This window comes from bacterium (genome assembly GCA_024224155.1).
Taxonomy (GTDB): Bacteria; Acidobacteriota; Thermoanaerobaculia; order Multivoradales; family JAHEKO01; genus CALZIK01.
Genome location: JAAENP010000221.1, coordinates 1 through 16,517 on the forward strand (window position 1 = coordinate 1; position 16,517 = coordinate 16,517).

23 protein-coding genes are annotated in these 16,517 nt (G+C 64.2%); 10 read left to right on the top strand and 13 right to left on the bottom strand.

Annotation, left to right across the window (positions count from 1 at the left end; all coding sequences use genetic code 11):
• Window positions 1–395: hypothetical protein (locus GY769_12125; GenBank protein ID MCP4202668.1), on the bottom strand; the 395-nt coding region annotated here is incomplete at its 3' end.
• Between the two features lie 424 nt (window positions 396–819).
• Here GY769_12125 and GY769_12130 point away from each other — a divergent pair.
• Window positions 820–1,413 carry a tetratricopeptide repeat protein gene (locus tag GY769_12130; protein ID MCP4202669.1) on the top strand — a complete coding sequence of 198 codons (594 nt, stop codon included), beginning with the start codon at window positions 820–822 and terminating at the stop codon, window positions 1,411–1,413.
• A 1-nt stretch (window position 1,414) separates the two neighbouring features.
• Window positions 1,415–2,053 (top strand): hypothetical protein, encoded by a 639-nt coding sequence (locus tag GY769_12135; GenBank protein ID MCP4202670.1) that lies wholly within the window; start codon window positions 1,415–1,417, stop codon window positions 2,051–2,053.
• Window positions 2,054–2,299: 246 nt separating this feature from the next.
• On the opposite strand, the gene GY769_12140 is transcribed toward GY769_12135, so the two are convergent.
• The 9 genes from GY769_12140 to GY769_12180 all read right to left on the bottom strand — a co-directional run bounded on the left by GY769_12140 (window position 2,300) and on the right by GY769_12180 (window position 9,875).
• Window positions 2,300–2,542 (bottom strand): hypothetical protein, encoded by a 243-nt coding sequence (locus GY769_12140; GenBank protein MCP4202671.1) that lies wholly within the window; start codon window positions 2,540–2,542, stop codon window positions 2,300–2,302.
• A 28-nt stretch (window positions 2,543–2,570) separates the two neighbouring features.
• Window positions 2,571–2,756, bottom strand: coding sequence for a hypothetical protein (locus GY769_12145; GenBank protein ID MCP4202672.1), 186 nt, complete (start codon window positions 2,754–2,756; stop codon window positions 2,571–2,573).
• Window positions 2,753–3,856 (bottom strand): FAD:protein FMN transferase, encoded by a 1,104-nt coding sequence (locus tag GY769_12150; GenBank protein ID MCP4202673.1) that lies wholly within the window; start codon window positions 3,854–3,856, stop codon window positions 2,753–2,755. The genes GY769_12145 and GY769_12150 overlap by 4 nt, the downstream gene beginning before the upstream one ends.
• A gap of 158 nt (window positions 3,857–4,014) precedes the next feature.
• On the bottom strand, window positions 4,015–5,241 hold the full coding sequence (locus GY769_12155) for an NADH:ubiquinone reductase (Na(+)-transporting) subunit F (protein MCP4202674.1): 1,227 nt from the start codon (window positions 5,239–5,241) through the stop codon (window positions 4,015–4,017).
• 12 nt (window positions 5,242–5,253) lie between these two features.
• Window positions 5,254–5,871, bottom strand: coding sequence for an NADH:ubiquinone reductase (Na(+)-transporting) subunit E (gene nqrE / locus GY769_12160; GenBank protein ID MCP4202675.1), 618 nt, complete (start codon window positions 5,869–5,871; stop codon window positions 5,254–5,256).
• Window positions 5,872–5,874: 3 nt separating this feature from the next.
• Complete coding sequence (locus GY769_12165) at window positions 5,875–6,498, bottom strand: NADH:ubiquinone reductase (Na(+)-transporting) subunit D (protein MCP4202676.1); 624 nt, start codon at window positions 6,496–6,498, stop codon at window positions 5,875–5,877.
• A complete protein-coding gene (locus GY769_12170; GenBank protein ID MCP4202677.1) occupies window positions 6,495–7,280 on the bottom strand; it encodes a Na(+)-translocating NADH-quinone reductase subunit C in 786 nt (261 codons plus the stop codon). Before GY769_12170 ends, GY769_12165 begins: the two co-directional genes overlap by 4 nt.
• The gene (locus GY769_12175; protein ID MCP4202678.1) at window positions 7,267–8,496 is read right to left on the bottom strand and encodes an NADH:ubiquinone reductase (Na(+)-transporting) subunit B; all 1,230 of its coding nucleotides are present in this window, start codon (window positions 8,494–8,496) and stop codon (window positions 7,267–7,269) included. The genes GY769_12170 and GY769_12175 overlap by 14 nt, the downstream gene beginning before the upstream one ends.
• Window positions 8,496–9,875, bottom strand: a complete 1,380-nt coding sequence (locus GY769_12180) for a Na(+)-translocating NADH-quinone reductase subunit A (protein MCP4202679.1) — start codon at window positions 9,873–9,875, stop codon at window positions 8,496–8,498. The genes GY769_12175 and GY769_12180 overlap by 1 nt, the downstream gene beginning before the upstream one ends.
• Before the next feature lie 178 nt (window positions 9,876–10,053).
• Here GY769_12180 and GY769_12185 point away from each other — a divergent pair, with 178 nt between their 5' ends.
• The 3 genes from GY769_12185 (at window position 10,054) to GY769_12195 (ending at window position 12,062) form a co-directional block, all read left to right on the top strand.
• Window positions 10,054–10,578 (top strand): CBS domain-containing protein, encoded by a 525-nt coding sequence (locus GY769_12185; GenBank protein MCP4202680.1) that lies wholly within the window; start codon window positions 10,054–10,056, stop codon window positions 10,576–10,578.
• Between the two features lie 65 nt (window positions 10,579–10,643).
• Window positions 10,644–11,255: a serine/threonine protein phosphatase gene (locus GY769_12190; GenBank protein MCP4202681.1), complete on the top strand. Its 612-nt coding sequence runs from the start codon at window positions 10,644–10,646 to the stop codon at window positions 11,253–11,255.
• A gap of 330 nt (window positions 11,256–11,585) precedes the next feature.
• Window positions 11,586–12,062, top strand: coding sequence for a hypothetical protein (locus GY769_12195; GenBank protein ID MCP4202682.1), 477 nt, complete (start codon window positions 11,586–11,588; stop codon window positions 12,060–12,062).
• Window positions 12,063–12,074: 12 nt separating this feature from the next.
• Here GY769_12195 and GY769_12200 read toward each other — a convergent pair whose 3' ends face one another.
• Together GY769_12200 and tsaA are read right to left on the bottom strand one after the other, a co-directional pair.
• Window positions 12,075–12,887: a class I SAM-dependent methyltransferase gene (locus GY769_12200; protein ID MCP4202683.1), complete on the bottom strand. Its 813-nt coding sequence runs from the start codon at window positions 12,885–12,887 to the stop codon at window positions 12,075–12,077.
• A gap of 6 nt (window positions 12,888–12,893) precedes the next feature.
• Window positions 12,894–13,379, bottom strand: a complete 486-nt coding sequence (tsaA, locus tag GY769_12205; protein ID MCP4202684.1) for a tRNA (N6-threonylcarbamoyladenosine(37)-N6)-methyltransferase TrmO — start codon at window positions 13,377–13,379, stop codon at window positions 12,894–12,896.
• A gap of 46 nt (window positions 13,380–13,425) precedes the next feature.
• Between tsaA and GY769_12210 the strand changes: the two genes are divergently transcribed.
• From GY769_12210 to GY769_12230, 5 genes are all read left to right on the top strand, one after another.
• Entirely contained in the window at window positions 13,426–13,521 is a 96-nt protein-coding gene (locus tag GY769_12210) for a response regulator transcription factor (protein MCP4202685.1), read from the top strand.
• Window positions 13,522–13,554: 33 nt separating this feature from the next.
• The gene (locus tag GY769_12215) at window positions 13,555–13,986 is read left to right on the top strand and encodes a universal stress protein (GenBank protein MCP4202686.1); all 432 of its coding nucleotides are present in this window, start codon (window positions 13,555–13,557) and stop codon (window positions 13,984–13,986) included.
• Between the two features lie 127 nt (window positions 13,987–14,113).
• On the top strand, window positions 14,114–14,716 hold the full coding sequence (locus tag GY769_12220; GenBank protein MCP4202687.1) for a TenA family transcriptional regulator: 603 nt from the start codon (window positions 14,114–14,116) through the stop codon (window positions 14,714–14,716).
• An 11-nt stretch (window positions 14,717–14,727) separates the two neighbouring features.
• On the top strand, window positions 14,728–15,351 hold the full coding sequence (locus GY769_12225; protein MCP4202688.1) for a TenA family protein: 624 nt from the start codon (window positions 14,728–14,730) through the stop codon (window positions 15,349–15,351).
• A 200-nt stretch (window positions 15,352–15,551) separates the two neighbouring features.
• Window positions 15,552–15,806, top strand: coding sequence for a hypothetical protein (locus GY769_12230; protein ID MCP4202689.1), 255 nt, complete (start codon window positions 15,552–15,554; stop codon window positions 15,804–15,806).
• 141 nt (window positions 15,807–15,947) lie between these two features.
• On the opposite strand, the gene GY769_12235 is transcribed toward GY769_12230, so the two are convergent.
• The gene (locus GY769_12235) at window positions 15,948–16,466 is read right to left on the bottom strand and encodes a hypothetical protein (protein MCP4202690.1); all 519 of its coding nucleotides are present in this window, start codon (window positions 16,464–16,466) and stop codon (window positions 15,948–15,950) included.
• Window positions 16,467–16,517: the final 51 nt, after the last annotated feature.

The window sequence follows — 16,517 nt, forward strand, 5'->3', positions numbered from 1 at the left end:
CGAGCCTCCACGGGGTTTGCTTGGATCGCCAGCGAGTTGCTGAGCTCGAAGCGCTCGTCTGCTTCCTTCCATCCGAAGTGCTCATCGTCCCAATCGTCATCATCGTAGAAGTAGATCCACTGGTCGACGTCACCGCCACTGCCGAATTCACCGTGCATGTAGAGGAGGTTCCGCAGGTAGAGCTCGCCGCCGAGCTCCAGGTCATGCTCCACCCACACATCCCCGCCGTTGCTCATTGCCCCCGAGAGCGGAGAGCGAGTAGCGGCGACATCACCATCGAACGTGTTCGAAGCTCCGACGGGCGCGCTGACGTACAACTGCCCGGCCGCCGGAACGGTCAGGCAGACGAGGCCGACGCCAATCCATGCCACTTCGGAGTGCACTCGGGGTCTCATGCTTCCAACTCCTTTCTCGCCGCAGCACGCAGCGGGCGATCCTGGGACGACCGGGCACGAAACCGGTCGCCCGTTTCACGCGATTCGTGCCCAGCTTCGACAAAGGCAGAATCGACTGCAATACCCGAACGGGTAGGAGTCGCCGGAGCCGCCCGTCGTCAACCCGTAGGTTTCTTGAAGATCCCCGTGAGCTTGGTCTCAAAGGCGTTCGCGACCGTCGGCTCGAGCTCCTGCAGCGGTCGGACGGGGATCAGGTCCATCCTTCATCGCTTCCTCCACAATCTACGCCCACCGACATGAAGAGACGGCGTCTCATCGGGTGGGGAGTCCAAACGCCAGGCGAGGTTCGCCAACGCCTCGGCTCGATCCCGATCGGCGCCAGCAATAGGTTCTTAGAGGCAGGGTTCGTGCGATCATGATTCGGATGGCAAGACGTTCACGAACGCTCGCATGCTTGGTGCTGCTGGCCGGGGTCGTCAGCCCCTCGGAGGGCCGCGCGCAGGTGGCCGAAGTCGATGTCCTGGCCGAAGCACGGCAGCTTCAGGACGAGGCCACCGAGTTGTACGACGGCGGCCGCCCGGCGGAAGCGCTGCCTCTGGCAGAACGGGCGCTCGAGATCCGGGAGACGGTCTACGGGCACGGGCACCCGTTGACGGCCTCCACGCTCAACACCATGGGCCTGATCCTTCAAACCCTGGGTGATTTCGAAGGAGCCCGTCCGTACCAAGAACGCGCCCTGGCGATTCTCGAACGAGCCATGGGCCCCGAGCACGCGCTGACGGCGGTAGCCCTCCACAATCTCGGGGCGCTCCTGCGAGCCATGGGAGATCTATCGACGTCCGGGTCGGTCTCGGCCGTGTCCCAGCACCTGGCCAAGCTTCGAGCCTACGGTCTGACCACTACCCGTCGCGATGCGCAGACCATCTACTACCGGCTGTCGGATCATGAGTTCCTGGCGAAACTCCGAGGCTCATTCTTCGCCGAGATGGAAACCGCCTTCTTGTCGAGCAAGGGCTGAGATGCAAGCGACCGGACGAATCGAGCAGTACCAAACGACTCTCGAGATCCTCGCGGCCCGCTGGGGCTCAGCCGGGCCCTTGCTCGCCGGCTTTCCACTCCTCGCGCAGGGCCGGCCGATGAGCGTCGACGAGATCGCCAGGGCCGCGGGCACCGAACGGAGGCTGGTCGAGGAAGCGGTCGACGCCGCTCGCTGCAAGCGAGACGCACAAGCGCGGTTGATCGACCTCTACGGCATGACGCTGACGCCGACCCTCCACCGGCTCACCATCGACGGGAAGGTCCTTTTCAGCTGCTGCGCTCTCTGGGCTCACGTCATCCCGAAGCTCGTCGACTCGAAAGTGCAGGTCGAATCCGTGGACCCTCTGCGACGCGAGCTGGTCCGCCTGTCCGTCTCGCCGTCCGGCGTCGAGTCCGCCGATCCGCCGGGGGTTGCAGCCAGCCTCGCGGTGGCGACCCAGAAGGCGATCGATGCCAATGTCTGCGCCGCTTTCTGCTGTCAGGTGCTTCACTTCGTCTCGCGCGAGAGCGCCGAGGAGTTCGCGGCGGCAAGGCCGACCTGTCATGTGGTCGAGTTGTCGGAGCTTCAGGAAGCTGCCGACGAGCTGCACCGGTCCATTTGGAGTGCCATCGGCCGATGAGCCGACATGGGCTCTCCAGCCTGGGACGTCTGGATGCTCTGTGTGCCCGGCCTTCTCTGGGAAGGCGAAAGCCCCCGCGCCCACCTGGTGGGTGCGTCAGCTGAGCGGCCTCAAAGACTATCCGGATCTCCGGCTCGATCCACGATCGCTTCGCACGAAAGGCGCGCGAGATGAGCGCGGCCGCGGACTGACGCCCGAGGGTAACTGTCTACTCCAGTCCGCGCGCCACTCGGCTGACGTCGCCGCCTACGTCTTCACGAAAAGGCCGTAGATGAAGGACTGCACCTTGCCCGCCGGCGTCCGGTGCTCCTGTTCCCGGGCCTCTTCGAGCTTGAACGAAGGACCAAGTTCCCGCGCGAGTGTCTCGGCCGAGTAGCGGCGCACGTCGAGGCCACTGCACTTCGGAGGTCCCTCCAACGAGAAGGTCACGACAATAGCTCGCCCGCCCGGTGTCAGGGCCTCTTCCATGACCGCGCCGCCGCGCCGCATCGATCTCCGGACAGAAAGCCCGACTGCACTAAGTCGACAGTGCTCGCTGGCTCGCCTCGCGCTCACACGTCGCCGGATCTGCACCTTCGGCAAGACAATGGCAGTCGGCGCCGCCGCAGGAGCCGCGCAAGCGCCTGCCCGTCATCATGAGCCCGACCGCCATGGCCAGCATAGCGAGCGCGACCAGGGCCAGGGTCAGCAATAGTGTGATCATGAGGTGTTCTCCCCCGTCGAGTGTAGCGCGCGGAAGCGGTCGAAGGCGGCCGTGCTCGTCTCCTCGAGCTCGCCGTCGGGATGGTGAGCGATGAAGAGAGCCGCCAAGCCTTCCCTTCGGGCCGCTTCCAGCCCCTCGTCAGGGCCCAGCACCGAGAGCGCCGTGGCCCACGCATCGGCCTCCATGCAGGTCTCGGCAATAACGCTAACCGAAGCCAAGGTGTGAGTGACCGGGCGACCGGTTCGCGGGTCGATGATGTGGGAAACGACTCGCCCGTCTTCGATGCGAAAGTTGCGGTAGTTGCCCGACGTCGCCAGGGCCCTCCCATCGAGCGCCACTACCGCGTAGACCGCCCGGCGCTCCGGGTCCGGAACCTCGATGCCGATGCGCCAATCCTCGCCGGTAGCGTTGACGCCCCGCACCATGACTTCTCCACCCAGCTCGATCATGAAGTCCGAATAGCCGGTGCCGGCCAGCGCCGCCGCGAGCTTGTCGACAGCGTACCCCTTGGCAATGGCCGATAGGTCACAACGAATGCGGCCCGCATTCTTGCGTAGCGTTCGCCCCTGCCTATCAAGCGTCAACCGGTGAGAGCCGGTCTGCCCAAGTAGCTCGGCGATGCGCTCGGGCGAAGGCTCTCGACTCTCTGCCTCAGGTCCAAAGCCCCAGGCCTCGACGAGCGGCCCCACCGTGATATCGAAGGCCCCGCCACTCCTGCTTCCGATCTCGAGCGCCTTCGCCATCACCTCGTCGAGCGCCGGAGAAAGGAGGAACGGCTCGGTGCCGTGGCGGTTGAACCGTTCGAGCTCAGAATCCTCGCGCCAAGTCGACATCGAGGCATCGATCGCGGCCAGGGTCTCTTCGATCTCGAGCTCGAGCGACTCGCTCTGGCCGACAGCAAGTCCGCCCTCGGCCACGACCTTGACGGCGTATGTGGTCCCCAGGGCCTGGCCGGAGAGGACCGCGACCTCCCGACTCGGCTCGCCACCGGGAGAGCGCCAAAGATAGACGGCAAATAGCGCACCGACGAAAATCGCGGGCACGATCATCCGCCGCACAATCGGCGCGTACCCCCCATCCCGCGCGTCGAGCCCGCTCACTTTGTTCTTACCTCGCAGCTCTCCCTCGAGTGAGGAGCTAGTCCGCAAATGCGTCGAGATGCAAGGCGCGCGACCGAGGCCGACGCAGGCGTACTCGAAGTACGCCGAGGAGGCCACGGGAAGCGCAACGCCGCAGATCGATGCATTTCCCGACTAGATCAGCCTCCGAAGTCGTCCAGCATAATGTTCTCGGACTCCACACCGAGATCGAGCAGCATGCTGATGCACGCCTGGTTCATCATCGGCGGCCCGCACATGTAGTACTCGACCTCTTCGGGTGCCTCGTGATCGGCAAGGAAGTTGTCGAGAACGACCTGATGGATGAAGCCGGTATAGCCCCCCCAGCCGTCTTCGGGCAAGGGATCGGAGAGCGCCAGATGCCACTCGAAGTTGGGGAACTCCGCCTGGATGGAATCGAAATCCTCCTGATAGAAAGCTTCCCGTAAACTTCGAGCGCCGTACCAGAATGAGACCTTGCGCGTCGTCGCCAAACGCCTGAACTGATCGAAGACGTGGGACCGCATCGGCGCCATGCCGGCGCCGCCACCGATGAACACCATTTCCTTGTCGGTCTCGCGGGCGAAGAACTCGCCGTACGGCCCGGAGATCGTGATCTCGTCTCCCGGTTTCAGGTTGAAGATATAGGACGACATGATCCCCGGAGGGGCGTCCGGCCGGTTCGGCGGCGGCGACGCAATCCGGACGTTGAGCATGATGATGTCTCTCTCCTCCGGATAGTTGGCCATCGAGTAGGCCCTCGACACGCTCTCGGGCACTTTCGAGACATAGCGCCACAGATTGAACTTGTCCCAGTCTTCCCGGTACTCCGCCTCGACGTCGAAGTCCTGGTATTTCACCTCGTGCGGCGGGCACTCGATCTGGAGGTAGCCCCCCGCGCGAAACGGCACCGCCTCGCCCTCGCGAAGCTCCAGCACCCGCTCCTTGATGAAGGTCGCCACGTTGTGATTCGAACGCACCCGGCACTTCCATTTGCGGATGCTGAAGATCTCCGGCTCGAGCTCGATCTTCATGTCCTGCTTGACCTTGACCTGGCACGACAGGCGGCAGCCACGACGCGCCTCGCCGCGGCCGATGTGAGAAGTCTCGGTCGGCAGCAAGGCGCCTCCGCCATCATGTACATCGACCTTGCACACGCCGCACGTCCCCTTGCCGCCGCAGGCCGAGGGAATGAAGATGCCGTTGGCGGACAGGGTGTTGAGCAGGGTGCTCCCGGCCGGGGTCACCAGGGCCTTGTCCGGATCGTCGTTGATGGTGATGGTGACGTCGCCGCTGGCCACGAGCTTCGCCTTGGCGAACAGGAGCACCAGCACCTGGGCGAGGATCATCAGCACGAAGACCGCGACTGCGAGTACGACGGTGGGCATCTCTCGACTCCGTTACAACTGGATTCCGGCGAAAGCCATGAAGGCGATGGCCATCAGCCCGGTGACAATGAAGGTGATGCCCAGCCCTCTAAGGGCCGGCGGAACATTCGAGTAGTGCATCTTCTCGCGGATCGCCGCCAGCGCCACGATGGCGAGCCAGAAACCGAAGCCTGAGCCGAAGCCGAACACGGCACTCTCACCCAGGCTGTAGTCGCGCTCGACCATGAAGAGTGAGCCGCCCAGGATGGCGCAATTGACGGCAATCAGCGGCAAGAAGACGCCGAGCGCGACGTAGAGCTTCGGCACGTAGCGGTCGAGCGCCATCTCGACGATCTGCACCGAGGCGGCTATCGAACCGATGAACGCCAGGAAGCGCAGGAAGCCAAGGTCCACCGATGCGAAGCTCTCGCCCAGCCAGCCCATCGCTCCCTCTTTGAGCACGTAGGTGTAGATCAGGTTGTTGAGCGGGGTCGTCACCGCGAGGACGAAGGTCACAGCGGCGCCGAGGCCCAGGGCGGTTTCCACTTTCTTCGACACCGCCAGGAATGAGCACATGCCCAGGAAGAAGGCCAGGGCCATGTTCTCGATGAAGATCGCCTTGACTGCGAGGTCGAGATAGTGCTCGAGCATGGCCTAGTCCTCCGTCACCAGTTGCGGCTTGAAGGTGCGCAACAGCCAGATGAACACCCCGATTAGAAAGAAGGCCCCGGGCGCCAGGGCGAAGAGCCCGTTGGGCTGGTACCAGCCACCCTCCGAAGCCAGCGGCAGTACCTGCTGACCGAAGAGCTTGCCCGCACCGATCAGCTCGCGAAAGAAACCGACCGCCAGCAGGACAATGCTGTATCCAAAGCCGTTACCGAGACCGTCGAGGATGCTGTCGGACGGCTTGTTCTGCATCGCGAACGCCTCGGCCCGGCCCATGATGATGCAGTTGGTGATGATCAGCCCGACGAAGACCGACAGCTGCTTGGAGATGTCATAAAGATAGGCGCGCAAAATCTGGTCGGTGATCATCACCAGTGAGGCGATGATCGTCAGCTGGACGATGATCCGGATCGACGGCGGGATCATGTTGCGAATCAGGGACACCGACAGATTCGACAGCGTCAGCACCGCGATGACCGCCAACGACATCACCACCGACGTCTCCATCTTCGTGGTCACCGCCAGCGCCGAGCAGATCCCCAGGACCTGCACCGCGATCGGATTGTCGTTGAACAGAGGATCGATCAGCGCCTGTTTCTGGTTGCCGGTCATGCCGTGCTCCCCGGCGAGCGGAACCGCTCGAGATAGGGACCGAAGCCCTGCTCACTCAACCAGTAGTGCAGAAGCTCGTTGACGCCACGACAGGTGAGCGTTGCGCCGGAGAGCCCGTCAACCGAGTACGGATCCTCGGCCGGTGGTCCGGCGAGTCCCTTGATGACCTCGATGGCCGGCTGCCAGTTCTCGTCGAAGGCCTGCCGGCCGGGCCACCGGGCCTTCCAGCTCGCATTGTCCACCTCACCTCCCAGCCCCGGCGTCTCCCCGTGCTGGTAGAACGTGATCCCCGTGATCGACGTAGTGTCCGGCGCCAGTGCCAGGAACCCGTAGAGCGTCGACCACAGGCCCTTGCCTTCGATGGGCAGAATGATCTGCTCGATCCGCTCGTCGCTGACCACGTGATACACCTGGGCACGGAGCGGCACCCGGGTCAGTCCCGCCCTGTTCTCCGGCGCCGCCTTGCTCATCGCCGGATCCTTGAGGGAGCGCTGCTGATCGAAGGTCGTGGCGTCGATCGAGTCATCATAGGCCCCGGACGCGAGGTCCACGACTCTGGGCACGATTGACTCGTCGAACAGAGTCTGAACCTCGCCGGCCGACACCTTGGCCTTCTCCTCGAGCAGACCGGCCACGATCAGCACTTTCTTCTGCCGGTCGAGCACCGCGTTGGCGTCCTGCCGCTCCTTGAGCGTCACCGCCGCAAATGCGACGAACACCGAGCAGACCAGACAAACCGCTGCGGCGAACAGGATGATGTATCTGTTGCTAGCCTGCTGCATTGCGGGCCACCCTCCGTTTGATGTTCGCCTTGACGAAGAAGTGATCGATCAGCGGAGCGAACATGTTCATGAACAGAATCGCCATCATCATGCCCTCCGGATAGGCCGGATTGACGACTCGCACGAGAATCACCATGGCGCCGATCCCCAGGCCGTAGATGAACCTGCCGGCCTCGGTAAACGCCGAAGATACCGGGTCCGTGGCCATGAAGACGGTTCCGAATGCCCAGCCGCCGATGACGACGTGCCAGTAGAACGGAACGGAGAACATCGGATTGGTGTCCGAGCCGATGGCGTTGAGCAGAGTGGCCAGAGCCAACGAGCCCGCCACGACGCCCAGCATCGTTCGCCAGGAGCCCACCCTGGTCAGGATGAGGACCAGCGCACCGAAGAGACAGAGGGCGGCGGAGGTCTCCCCCATCGAGCCCGGGATCACTCCCAGGAAGGCGTCCATCCAGGCGCCCGAGGCGAATTCACCGAGCGCTCCCACGCCCTCGCTCGCCGCGCGCGACAGGGCCGTCGCCCCGGAGAAACCGTCGACGCCGATGAACTTCGCCGCGATCCAGGGCGCGTCGCCGGAGATCTCCGCAGGATAGGCGAAGAACAGGAACGCGCGCGCCGTCAGCGCCGGATTGAGCACATTCATCCCGGTGCCGCCGAACACCTCCTTACCGATCAGGACTCCGAAGGCGACCCCGGTCGCAACCTGCCACAACGGGATCGTCGGCGGCAGGGTCAACGGCAGAAGAAAGCCGGTGACGAAGAAGCCCTCGTTGATCTCGTGGCGGCGAATGATCGCCGAGAGGACTTCGATGCCGCCGCCGACGGCGAAACCGACGACGAAGACCGGCAGGAAGTAGAGCGCCCCGTGGACGAAGCAGGCCAGAAAATCCATCGTGTAGTCGAAGCCCAATGCCTCGAACACGCCCGTCTGCCATCTGGCGAGCGGCTCGGCGCCCGAAGCAATGGCGCGATGGGTCTGCAAACCGGTGTTGTACATGGCCATCACCACGGTCGGCAGGAGTGCTGCGACGACGACGATCATCATCCGCTTGAGATCGAGCGCGTCGCGGACGTGGACACTGCCCTTGGTCACGCTGGCGGGCGTGAAGGCCAGCGTCTCCATCGCCTCGAAGAGCGGATAAAGACGCTCGAGCTTGCCGCCCTTGGCGAAGTGCCGCTCTTGCGACTTGAAAAACTTGAGCAGCGGTCGCATCAGCCTTCCTTCCAGATCTCGGTGAGGTTGCGTCGCAGGGCGGGACCGTAGTCTTCCTTGCCCGGGCTGACGAACGTGCACAAGGCCAGGTCTTCCTCATCAAGCTCGAGACAGCCGAGGGCTTCCGCCTGCTCGAGATCGTCGACCAGCAGCGATCGCAAGAGGAAGGTGGGCATGATGTCGAGCGGCATCACCGGCTCGAACATCCCGATCGGCACCATGGCCCGGTGCCCACCATGGGTCGAAGTGTTCATATCGAAGCGGTGGGAGCGACCTCGGAGGCTGCCGGTATAGGCCGGAATCGTCGAGAAGAGCTTGAAGCCGGGCATCAGCCAGCCGATGAAGCGCCGCTCGCGTCCCTCGGGCAGACACGAGATCTGTTGGTGGTAGCGGCCAAGGAACCCAGTCCCCTCCTCGGCCGTGCTGCGGCCGTTCAAGACCGAGCCCGAAACGACCCGGACCTCTCCGTCGGTCAACTCGCCCTCGACCAGCGGGCCCACAGCCGCTCCCAGTCGCGTGCGCAGCAAGCGGGGCGAGCGCACCGCGGGGCCGCCGAGCGCCACGACCCTGCCAAGATCGAGCCTGCCCGTCGAGAAGAGATGGCCGATGGCGGCGACGTCCTGATACCCGACGTGCCAGACCGTCTTTCCCCTGGAGACCGGATCCAACAGGTGGATGTGGGTGCCGGCCAGGCCCGCCGGATGATGACCGCTGAACTCCTCGACCTCTACCCGGGGCACACCGCCGTCACCGAGCTTCGAGCCCGTGCCGCGGCACAGCCACACCGCTCCCTCGGTCAGCTTCGACAATGCCGCCAGTCCGGTTCGGAAGTCCCGCTCGCGCCCTTCGAGAACGACCTCAGGATCCGCGCACAGCGGGTTGGTGTCGATGGCGGTGACGAAGATCGAATGACAGCTCTCGGAGGGTGACGGTACTTTCGAGAACGGGCGAGTGCGTAGAGCCGTCCAGAGCCCGGACTCGGCGAGCAAAGCTCGCACCTGTTCGCCATCGAGCTTGCTCACGTCGTCGCCCGAATAGCTCGAAAACGAGATCTGGTCGGCCTCGTCACCTCCTGCAGCTTCGCCACGCGACAACTGCACGACAACCGAGATCAGAGCTCTGCGCGGCCCGCGATGGATCACCGTAACCTTCCCCGCACCCGGCGAGGTGAACCTGACGCCGTTCGTCTTCCGATCCTCGAAGAGGACCTGGCCGCGGCGGACTTCGTCACCCACCTTGACCCGCATGCTCGGCTTCATGAACGGATAATCGCCCGCCAGGACGCCCACCTGCGCCACCGCCGGCGCCCGCTCGATCCGCTGCTCCGGCGCCCCCGAGATCGGCAGCGCGAGGCCCTTCCGGATGGTGTGTACGCTCATGCCTGTCCTTTCTGATCGACCGCGAGTGGCGCCCGCAGCCGGACGCTAACAATTCCTTACGCGCTTGTCTCCTGTTCGCGACCGTGGCGATTGCGGCAATCGTCCCCGGCCGCGCCGGCCGTGACGCCGTCCGGAGAATCTCGATGGTATTGTTTCGCTGGAGAAGGAGGCATCGACCGTGGAGATCCCAAGAGTCCGCGAATGGATGGAAGGCCCGACGGAGACCTTCGGCGAAGGCGATTCCATGCGCCAGGCCGTGAACTGGCTCGCCAAGGAATCGACTGCCGCAGCTCCCGTTGTCGATAGCCAAGGGCGGGTCGTCGGGTTATTGACTGAAAAAGACGCCCTGCGAACGATCGCGCACTGGACCTACGACCGTGTCGCCGGAGGTACCGTCGGCGATCACATGTCTCCACTCAGGGTCCGGCTGGCCCCGGACATGGATCTGCTCACGGCCGTGCGCGCCTTTCTGGAGTGTAACTTCGCGTGCCTGCCGGTGATCGAGGACGAGCGGTACGTGGGGCAGATGACCCGCGATCGCTTGCTCCAGGGCATGGTGGCCTGGGCGACAGCCATCGACGCCGAGCAGGACGAGCGTCAGGCCCCCCAGAGCGTCGAGCGCCCGTCGAGCATCGAGGAGATGCAGCGCGTCGCCGCTTCTCACACGCCGGACCAACTGGCGCGGATCTTCAGCCGCGACTGAGCTTCAGCGTCCTTGGTCGTCTGCCAGGTCAACGCCGCACGATCCCTGCCTTTAGACTCGGGGACATGAAGCTACTCCTGTTCAGCGATCTGCACCGCGATCTCGGCGCCGCCGAGCGCCTCGTACGACTCTCCGCCGGAGCGGAAGTCGCCGTCGCGGCGGGCGACCTGGCGACCGTTCATCAGGGTCTGCACGAAATCGTCGCCGTTCTGGCCAAGATGACCTGTCCGACCATACTCGTTCCCGGCAACAGCGAGACCTTCGCCGAGCTCAGCGAGGCCTGCGCCTCGTGGCCGGACGCCCATGTTCTTCACAGCACGGCCACCCAGGTTGCCGGCCGGAGCTTCTTCGGCCTCGGCGGAGGCGTTCCAGTGACGCCCTTCGGGTCCTGGAGCTACGACTTCACCGAAGAAGAGGCCGCCAAACTCCTCGCGGATTGTCCCGCGGAGGCCATCCTCGTCTCCCACTCACCGCCCAAAGGAGCGGTCGATCGTGACTCCATGGGCACCAGTCTTGGAAGCCTTGCCGTACGAGACGTCATCCTGACATCGCGTCCGGCCCTGGTGGTCTGCGGGCATATCCATTCCTGCGCCGGACAGCACGCGAAAATAGGCGTCACACCCGTGGTCAACGCCGGGCCGCGAGGTGTGCTCTGGGATCTGGAGCCCGGGGCTTGAGCCCCTGTCACCCTCCGCGAGGCCGCCCGATCGGGCAAGGTCGCGGCTCGAGATCGGTGTCCCCAACTTGTTAGGGGCAAGCCGAGGTAAAATAGCGTTGAGAATGACCCTGGAGAACCGCCTGAAACGCTCAAGAGCCCGCGCAAGCTGGCCGATTCGCAGCTATTCTCTAGGACGTGAGCCGAGCGAGAATCTGCGGAGCTCAACCACCGCCGGCGACCGACTGGCCATGATGTGGGAGCTCGCTCAGCAGGCGTGGTCACTTTCGGGTCGACCGTTCCCAGAGTATCCACGCCACAAGACGCCCGGCAGGCTCGTGCGGTCCTCGGAATGACCGCCGCCTCCGGGTTCAACGAAGACTTCCTCGATATCCTGCACGCTCTGGTCGATTGCGGCGCGGAGTTCATTGTCGTCGGCGCCCATGCCATGGCGGTACACGGAGTGCCGCGAGCAACCGGCGACTTGGATCTGGTCGTGCGTCCGACCAAGGAGAACGCCGAACGTGTATTCGCCGCACTGCAAGCATTCGGAGCACCCATCGACTCCCACGGAGTAACGCAGGCTGACTTCGAGGTCCCCGGAAACGTCTATCAGATCGGGCAGCCGCCGCGCCGCATCGATCTCCTGACTGCGATAACCGGCGTCGAGTTCGAAGAAGCGTGGGCGTCGCGGATAGAGGTCGAGATCGACGAAATGAGAATCTCATTCCTAGGCCTCGAGACGTTGCGCTGTAACAAATCGGCGATTGGGCGCAAGAAGGATCTGCTTGACCTCGAGCTGCTCGGCGATCCTCGCACCCGCTCCTGAGCATCGGGAGCTTCAGGGATTGGGTCCGACCCGGCCTTCGAACACCGAGTAGGTGAAGAAGGCATAGTAGTCCGGAGAATCCAAGATGAAGTCCGGTGACTCCGGGTCGGCGAGGCGAAGGTACTCCTCCCGGTCCGCTTTGGCCATCTTGGCCTGCATCTCCCCCCAAAGCATGCCGAACAGGGACCTCAGGGCACGACGAATCCCGTCTTCGAGCGGGGCATAGACAGTACCGACCACAGTGCGGACCTTCGGCTCGACGAGACCCGCCTGACGGAACCAGCCCAGTGCGCGCAGGAAGTGTGACTCCGGTTTCCTTCCCTTGGCGGGTAGGTTCATCGCCGAGGCCGTGGCGTTCAGCCGCGCCTCGAGGCGTGGGTGGCCTGGGAGTAGCATCTGGGCCGAGTACCCGAGGATTGCCACCTGGCCGCCCGGCCTCACTACCCGAGCAAGTTCTCGCAGCGCGGCCAGTGGCTCTCCAACCGGGGGATGGCCGACACAGTCCACGCTCCACGCCCAGTCGAAAGTATTGTCACCGAAGGGAAGCTCGTTCACACTTCCGCGCCGGAAAGAGACCTCCTTTGAAAGGTCTGCCTGCTCGGCCAGACTCTGGGCGTAAGCGACCAGTTCGGCCGACAGATCGAGACCGGTGACATGTCCGCCGGTTCCCACCACTTCGGCCAGGAGCAGAGTGTGGCTGCCGATCCCGCATCCTGCATCCAGCCCGCGGCTCCCCTCTGGCAGCCCGAGCGCCCCGATCGCCTGGCGGATGGCCGGATCGCGCAGGGGCTGGGTCAGAACCAGCTTGTCCAGGTAGGTCTCCACGAGGACTCAATTTTCAAAGCGATCGTCGGATCTGGCTGCAGCGAGCTTCCCAACCCTGTCGGAGAGCCAACCAAGCGCATGGGGACCGCCCGGCTCGATTTCCGGGACGTGCGGTTTTACATCGAGAAGCGGCGTCCGATCGACGATGTCCACATCACGCACATGCACGGTCGTAGCGTCGATTGCCACGAGTCGGACCACCGATAGCCCAATCGGGTTCGGCCGGCGAGGAGCACGGGTGGCAAACACGCCACGCAACTCGTCATCGAGGAAGGGCTTGACGAGAAGCGAGAAACCACGCGTCATGTGGAAGTGATAGACCAGCACGATATGGGAGAAACCCTCGAGGTCCGCCAGTCCCTCCCTGAACTCCGGCAGGATTTCCACCGACCCCTCGATCCCCCTGGCGGCCGCGGGTTGCACGGGGACGTTGCGTGGCTCCAGGAAAGGACTGCGGATGACGCCGATCGGCTTGTAGATGATGCTCTCCACTCTCTGCGTAGGTTAACTCGCGGCATACTCGGAGCGCGAGCTCGAAGTGCTTCGACTCATCGCGCGGGGACTGACCAACGAGCGCATCGGCGAGACTCTCTTCATCAACGAGGCCACCGTGCGGACTCTTCGGCACGAGTAGCCACCGTGAGAAGCTAGACTGGAGGAGGTTCTGATGCGCTATGTTCTCGCGACAGACGGCTCCGAGGCCAGTATGAAGGCCGCTCGCTTTCTTCTGGAAAACCCGTGCCCGGGATCGGAGGACGAGATCTTCGTCGTCCATGTGTTCCCCCTACCCTCGGACCCCGAAATCTATGCCGATGTGCTCTCTCTTCCCACCAGCGCCGGCGACGATCGCGTCAAGAGGGTGGCAAAGCCCATCCTGGAGAAGACGCTCGGGGCCTTGGCCGAGGCGGAGAGCCAGCTTCACGAGGTGGTTCTCGTGGGGAATCCGGCCGAGCAGATCGTTCAGTTTGCCACCACCATGGGAGCCGAGCTCATCGTGGTGGGAACCCGAAGCCGTTCCGCCGCAAATGAGCTCTATCTGGGAAGCGTCTCCAGCGCCGTTGCGCATCGAGCGCTCTGTTCGGTGCTGATCGTCAGGTAGCCTCGCGGAGACGGCCAATCCCTGCTTCACGCCCTCGGGAAGTTGTTGCGAGAGGCCCAGCAACGCGGGTCGTCGATGCGTCGGGTCCGGAGGTAAGCTACACCTGAGAGCACTTGGGCATGGCGCCATGAGAGATTTCGATCGATCCCGTCTGGCCGTTGGCGCCGGTGAGCTCTGGCAGGCCGGCACGACGGCGAGGTTCCTGGATGCGGTAGGAGACGGCACCCTTCCGCAAGAGGCCTTCCACCGCTGGCTGGTGCAGGACTACCTGTTCGTCAAGGGCTTCACCCGCTTCGCGGCGTTGACGGCGGCGCAGACCCCGAGGCCAATGCAGAGCGTCCTGATCGGCGGTCTTGCTGCCCTCGATGCAGAGCTGGCCTGGTTCGAGGAGCATGCTCGAGATCGCGACCTGGAGCTCGAGAGCGAAGCGCATCCGACCTGCCGGCGCTACGTGGACTTCCTGGTCGCCGAGGCCTACTCGCAGCCGGTAGAAGTGCTGCTGGCGATCTTCTACGGCGTGGAGGTAGCGTACACGGTTGCCTGGGGCCGGTTGGCGGCCGAAGGACCCTACGCCGAGTTCATCGAGCGCTGGACGAGCCCGGAGTTCGAGGCCTACGTGGGAGAGCTGATGCGAATTGTCGACGAAGTTTCGCATCCCGGCCAGCAGGCGGCGTTCAACGAGGTGATGCGTCACGAACGGGAATTCTGGCGAATGACCTGGCAAGCGTGAGCTAAGGGGAAATGGCAGGGAAGGCCGCGCTCCACCGGGTGCTTTGGGAGTCGAACCTGGATCTGGCTTGCGCTTGTCTCGAGCATCCCTTTGTCCGCGGGCTCGCCGACGGCAGCCTTGCTCCCGACGTCTTCAAGCGCTACGTGGCGCAAGACGCCTTCTTCCTGCGCTCATTCCTCCGCGCCTACTGCGTGGCGGCTGCCAGATGCGCCAACAACCCTGACCAGGTCACGGTATTCCACCGGCTGATCGGAGGAGCTCTAGAGGAGCTCGAGCTGCACGCGAGCTACGCTAAGAGCCTGGGCATCGACCTGGAGCGGGTCCGGCCCCATCCCGCGACCACGGCCTATACCGACTTCCTCGAGCGCACGGCCTGGACCTCCGGGGCGGCCGAGGTCGTCTCGGCCATGACCCCCTGCATGCGGCTCTACGCCTTCCTCGGCCAGAGCCTCGGCCCCGCCGCGCCCGACAATCCCTACCGGGAGTGGATCGCGACCTACTCGAGCGACGAGTTCGAGGCCCTGGCCGCCGAGCTCGGGACGCTGCTGGACGAAATAGGCGAGGACACGCCGGCGATACGTAGCGCCTACCGCTACGCGATGAGCTGCGAACTGGACTTCTTCGCCGCCGTGTAGAGGCAACCGCCTCAATGCGGGTTCTTGGCCTTGAAGAATGCCGCGAAGTGGCACCTGGCGGTCTCTTGTGCGAGCCTAGGACCCCTGGGCGCGACCTCCGGCTCCGCTCGCCCCCTGTATCCCTGAGCCCCTTCATTTCGTCGGAACAGTAGGCGGTCGATGAGCTTCGGCTGCAAAGACTGAACGAAAGGAGAGACACCATGCACGATGAAGAGAAAAGAACCGAGAACCCCGAAGCCCACGACAGCCGAACGGGCAGGAGCATGCCCGGCTGCTGCGGCCCGATGGTTGAGCGCATGTTCAGAGACTTCGGCGAGACCGCAATGGGCGCCTCGAACGGCGAATCCGCTCGGGACAACGGCGCGGACTGGTTTCGCTCGTGTGCCTCCATGATGGAGCGGATGTCATCGGACTTCTGCGACCCCACGCCTCGAGAAGAGGAAGCCAAGAAGTAGCCCAACCCTGCGCCGAGCTTAAGGCGCCTAGCTGGCGATCCTCGTGGTGACGCCTACGGTCCGTTCGAAGCACGCATCAGCCAAACGCTCGCCGGTACTCGGCGCTGACCGCAGGGCCATCCCAATCCGGAAAGAGGAGGACTACGACCAGTCTTCGCTCGGGAAGTCGGCGGTCGGCCCGTAGGTGGGCGGTACCGGCACGTCGAGCATCCGCAGGTAGACGGTCAGCTGCCCGCGATGGTGCGCCGCGTGCTGCACCAGGATCGAGCGCGCGACGGCGCCGCGCGGACCCGCCATGAGCTCCTTGTCACCCTTTACACCCTTCCAGACACGGGTCATGAACTCGTCGTCTTTGTCCTCGAGCAGCGCGATCGCCCCCGCCAGGTTCTCGTCGAAAGCCGCAAGCAACTCCTCCTGATCGGCGGCGGCGAACGGTTTGTAGTCCTTCATCCCCGCGCCGAAGTCGAAAACGTCTTCCATCATCGAGCCCAGCCAGGTCGGCGTCTCGGCGATGTGACTCGCCAGCATGCCCAGCGACATCGACTTCTCGTGCGGCTGCCAGTCGTACTTATCGGCGGGCACGGCCCCGAGGATGGCGCGCGAGTACTTGCCCTCCTGCTTCATGTCTGCGATCAGGGACTCGGCAATGGAATTGGACATCTTCCGCTCTCCTTAAAGGTTGGTGGATCCTACTTACGCCCTAGTTGCGCC

Coding starts and splice junctions, on each gene's coding strand:
- GY769_12235 (MCP4202690.1), bottom strand. CDS start 16,466: ATGTCCAATTCCATTGCCGAGTCCCTGATCGCAGACATGAAGCAGGAG.
- GY769_12190 (MCP4202681.1), top strand. CDS start 10,644: ATGAAGCTACTCCTGTTCAGCGATCTGCACCGCGATCTCGGCGCCGCC.
- GY769_12225 (MCP4202688.1), top strand. CDS start 14,728: ATGGCAGGGAAGGCCGCGCTCCACCGGGTGCTTTGGGAGTCGAACCTG.
- GY769_12180 (MCP4202679.1), bottom strand. CDS start 9,875: ATGAGCGTACACACCATCCGGAAGGGCCTCGCGCTGCCGATCTCGGGG.
- GY769_12145 (MCP4202672.1), bottom strand. CDS start 2,756: ATGATCACACTATTGCTGACCCTGGCCCTGGTCGCGCTCGCTATGCTG.
- GY769_12215 (MCP4202686.1), top strand. CDS start 13,555: ATGCGCTATGTTCTCGCGACAGACGGCTCCGAGGCCAGTATGAAGGCC.
- GY769_12130 (MCP4202669.1), top strand. CDS start 820: ATGGCAAGACGTTCACGAACGCTCGCATGCTTGGTGCTGCTGGCCGGG.
- GY769_12140 (MCP4202671.1), bottom strand. CDS start 2,542: ATGCGGCGCGGCGGCGCGGTCATGGAAGAGGCCCTGACACCGGGCGGG.
- GY769_12195 (MCP4202682.1), top strand. CDS start 11,586: ATGACCGCCGCCTCCGGGTTCAACGAAGACTTCCTCGATATCCTGCAC.
- GY769_12175 (MCP4202678.1), bottom strand. CDS start 8,496: ATGCGACCGCTGCTCAAGTTTTTCAAGTCGCAAGAGCGGCACTTCGCC.
- nqrE (MCP4202675.1), bottom strand. CDS start 5,871: ATGCTCGAGCACTATCTCGACCTCGCAGTCAAGGCGATCTTCATCGAG.
- GY769_12135 (MCP4202670.1), top strand. CDS start 1,415: ATGCAAGCGACCGGACGAATCGAGCAGTACCAAACGACTCTCGAGATC.
- GY769_12220 (MCP4202687.1), top strand. CDS start 14,114: ATGAGAGATTTCGATCGATCCCGTCTGGCCGTTGGCGCCGGTGAGCTC.
- GY769_12165 (MCP4202676.1), bottom strand. CDS start 6,498: ATGACCGGCAACCAGAAACAGGCGCTGATCGATCCTCTGTTCAACGAC.
- GY769_12230 (MCP4202689.1), top strand. CDS start 15,552: ATGCACGATGAAGAGAAAAGAACCGAGAACCCCGAAGCCCACGACAGC.
- GY769_12170 (MCP4202677.1), bottom strand. CDS start 7,280: ATGCAGCAGGCTAGCAACAGATACATCATCCTGTTCGCCGCAGCGGTT.
- GY769_12155 (MCP4202674.1), bottom strand. CDS start 5,241: ATGCCCACCGTCGTACTCGCAGTCGCGGTCTTCGTGCTGATGATCCTC.